Annotated in this window: 2 protein-coding genes and 1 pseudogene; all 3 read left to right on the top strand. The window is 69.8% G+C overall.

The annotated features are described in order from the left end of the window. Positions 1–1,423, top strand: a 1,423-nt coding sequence (locus tag AC5RV2_RS16295; RefSeq protein WP_494093200.1) for a S1C family serine protease, incomplete at its 5' end; no start/stop codon positions are given. Between the two features lie 252 nt (positions 1,424–1,675). Beyond that, entirely contained in the window at positions 1,676–2,491 is an 816-nt protein-coding gene (locus AC5RV2_RS16290) for an electron transfer flavoprotein subunit beta/FixA family protein (RefSeq protein ID WP_494093199.1), read from the top strand. Between the two features lie 33 nt (positions 2,492–2,524). Beyond that, positions 2,525–3,118 (top strand): annotated as a pseudogene (locus tag AC5RV2_RS16285) (electron transfer flavoprotein subunit alpha/FixB family protein); the annotation flags it as partial.

Raw genomic sequence — 3,118 nt, 5'->3', positions numbered from 1 at the left:
GGTCCCGGCGCAAGACCAGGCCCGGCAGGAGCCCCAACACCACACCCCGCAGCAGCCCCGGTACGGCCAGCACGCCCCGGGCACCTTCGGCCAGTATGCCGTGCCGTCCTACGGCCAGGAGAACGCGGGCAGCCCTGCCGGCTACGGAGGCCAGGGCCACAACTGCGGATACGGGAGCGGAAGCCCCGGGCAGGGGACCGGCTACGGAAACCCGTCAGGCGGGCGGCCTGCCGGGGCGGGCACCAGGAAGCGTTTTGGCACCGGGACGCTGATCGCCGGCATGTTGCTGGCCGGCCTGGCCGGCGGTGGAGTCGCGGTGGGCTCGCAGGCGCTGGCGGACGGCTCGGCGGGCACCTCCATCACCGGCAGTGGGCCGGAGCAGCTGATCGTGAACAACACGGACTCGGTCAACGAGATCACCGCCGCGGCGGCCAAGGCCTCGCCGAGCGTCGTGACGATCTCGGTGGCCAGCGGCAACACGGGCGGATCAGGATCGGGCATCATCCTGGACACGGAGGGGCATATCCTCACCAACGCGCACGTGGTGACGCTGGGCGGCGAGACGGCCAACCCCGACGTCGAGGTGCGCACCAGCGACGGCGGCGTGCACAAGGCCAAGGTGGTCGGCACCGACCCCTTGTCGGACCTGGCCGTGATCAAGACCAATGCCAAGGGCCTCACGCCGGCGACGTTTGCCGACTCCAACAAGCTCAATGTCGGCGACACCACCATTGCCATCGGAGCGCCGCTGGGCCTGGCGGGCACCGTCACCGACGGCATCGTGTCCACCTTGAGCCGCACCATCAGCGTCTCGTCCTCCGCCGTGCCGGAGGATTCCGGCGACAGTGCCCAGCCCGGCCCGGGCGACCAGTGGAACTTCCAGTTCCCGGGCGAGGAACGCTCCTCGAACCAGGGCAGCATTTTCCTGAACGTCATCCAGACCGATGCGGCGATCAACCATGGCAACTCGGGCGGTCCGCTCGTGAACACCAACGGAGAGGTCATCGGCGTCAACGTGGCCATCGCGTCCTCCAGCGAAGACAGCGGCAGCATCGGCGTGGGCTTCTCCATCCCGAGCAACTACGCGCAGCGGATTGCCCAGGAGCTGATCGAAGACGGGACGGCGAGCCACGGCCAACTCGGTGTGACGGTGACGGCCAAGCCCTCCGGCAACTCCTCCGGCAACACCCAGTTCTCCGTGGGCGCGGCCGTCGTGGAGGTCGTTGAGGGCTCGCCCGCCAAGGAGGCCGGCCTGCGGAAGGGCGATGTCATCACCCGGGTGGAAAACCGGGTCATCGGCGACAGCCAGTCTTTGACCGCGGCCATCCGCGAACACGCCGCCGGCAGCACCGTGCAGCTCACCTACCTGCGCGGCGGCGAAGAACGCACCGTCGACGTGACCCTGGGCGAAGGCCAGGCCTGACCGCACGTCCCCGGTGAGGCACCGGCCCCCACCGGGGTGGCGCACACGGCAGCCCCGCAGCTGGTCACCGCCGCGGGGTTGCCCCGGCGCACACGGCAGCCCCGCAGGTGTTCACCGCCGCGGGGTTTGCCCTGGCGCACACGGCAGCCCCGCAGGTGTTTACCGCCGCGGCGTTGCCGGTAAGGTTAGGGTGTTTGCAGCGGCCCGCAACACCCGCGCGGGCCGTGGACGGCGGAAGGAAGTTCAGCGAGGATGCAAAAAGCAGCAGGCACAGCCTTGAACATCGTGGTGCTGGTCAAGCACGTACCGGACGCACAGTTCGACCGGCACCTGATCGGCGATCCGGCAACGGTGGACCGCTCGGAGAGCATCCTGTCCGAACTGGACGAATACGCCATCGAAGCCGCCCTGCAGTTGGCGGAGGAGCGCGGCGGCCCGAAGGCCGGCAACCGGGTGATCGCGCTGAGCATGGGCCCGGCAGCAGCGGCCACCGCGGTGAAGAAGGCGCTCCAGATCGGCGCCACAGAAGGCATGCACGTAAACGATGATGCCCTGGCCGGCTCGGACGCCGCCGGGACGTCGCTGGTGCTGGCCGCCGCCGTCCGCAGCCTCGGCGACATCGACCTGGTGCTCACCGGCATGGCCTCCACCGATGGCGAAACCTCGCTGGTTCCGGCGCAGCTGGCCGAGCGCCTGGGCCTGCCGCAGCTGACCTTCGCCGCCAGCCTGGAGGTCGACGGGACCACCGTGCGCGCCCGTCGGGACGGCGATACCCATGCCGACAGCCTGGAAGCGGAACTCCCCGCGGTGGTATCGGTCACCGACCAGATCAATGAACCGCGTTACCCGAACTTCAAGGGCATCATCGCCGCCAAGAAAAAGCCCGTGGCCACCGTGTCGCTGGCGGACCTGGGCATCGAACCCGGTGCGGTCGGCACGGCGGGTGCCTGGACGGCCGTCGCCAAGGCAGAAGCGCGGCCGCCGCGGTCGCAGGGCACCATCATCACCGATGAGGGCGACGCCGGGATCCGCCTGGTGGATTTCCTGGCCGCCCAGAACCTGCTCTAGTCCGCCACGGAAACCGCGAAGGATATCGGCACCATGACTACTGTTCTTGTCTTTATCGACCGTCCCGGCCACGCCCTGCACAAGATCCACCGGGAACTTTTCACGCTCGCCCGCAGCATCGGCGAACCGGTGGCGGCGTTCAACGGCGATCTCACCGACGCCCTGCGGACCGAGCTCGGGGAGTACGGCGCGGGCACCGTCTACCTGCCGGCCGCGGACGTGGACGGCGCCCTGGTGGCCCCGAAGGCCGCCTTCCTGGCGGCAGCAGCGCGCCAGGCAGCTCCGGCCGCGGTGCTGCTGGACAACACGTTTGAAGGCAAGGAGATCGCCGCCCGGGCCGGCATCAAGCTGTCCTCCGGGGTCATCACCGACGCCATCGACGTCTCGGCGGACCTGACGGTGACCAAGAGCGTGCTGGCCGGCGCCTATACCGTGCAGGCCAACGTCACCGAAGGCACGCCGGTCATCACCGTGAAGGCCAATGTCGTGGCCGAGGCTCCGGCGGCCCAAGCGGCCGCGCCGCAGGTCGTGACGGTCGACGCCGGGGACTTCGGCCCCGCCGCCCGCATCACCGAACGCACCGAGAAGGCCGCCACCGGCCGTCCTGACCTGACAGAGGCACGCGTC

The organism is Arthrobacter sp. Y3225116 (assembly GCF_059091245.1).
Note: the sequence above shows the minus strand (reverse complement) of the source record. Positions and strands in the feature narration are given on the sequence as shown.